Origin of the sequence: Vibrio sp. 10N.222.48.A3 (assembly GCF_041475345.1) — a bacterium.
Lineage (GTDB): Bacteria > Pseudomonadota > Gammaproteobacteria > Enterobacterales > Vibrionaceae > Vibrio > Vibrio tasmaniensis_A.
This window is the reverse complement of record NZ_JBFRVX010000181.1, coordinates 1-470: the sequence shown is the minus strand read 5'-3', so window position 1 is coordinate 470 and position 470 is coordinate 1. Positions and strand designations below refer to the sequence as shown.

The window sequence follows — 470 nt, the reverse complement described above, 5'->3', positions numbered from 1 at the left end:
ACGTTATCTATCCAGTTTGGCACGTTCGCGCTGTCTTCCAATAACAGCAAAAAACCAGAATAAGTGGTGGGCGTTTGCATTTGTGCTCGTATTTCTACCAAGCCTTCAGTGTGAGGTCTCTTATCAATGATGATGCCATCTTCACTTTTTACGAACTGCCATGGAGCAGCGTAAGTCAGTGTTGATAAAGCATAGAGTCCGATTGCTAAAATCCTAGGTAATATCATTATTCTTCCATGAAAAGAAAAGCTTATCTTTAGGAGTATAGAATAAAAATGGTTTTGATTCGTGCTGAAATCGCACTGATTTCTCTCTGGTTTGAGCGTTACATCGCTGTTTATCTTGGTGTTATCAATAATTGGCTGCTTATTTGTATTTGAGCCGTGAAAATAAAAACGGAAGCGTTCGGTTTCTTCCGTTTTGTTCGTGGGCAATGGATAAACGTTGAAGGCTAGAACTTAGAACTTAGA

At 39.4% G+C, this 470-nt stretch carries 1 pseudogene; it reads right to left on the bottom strand.

Features of this window, described 5'->3' with window-relative positions:
• Positions 1–227: pseudogene (locus AB4653_RS06460) on the bottom strand (hypothetical protein); the annotation flags it as partial.
• Positions 228–470: the final 243 nt, after the last annotated feature.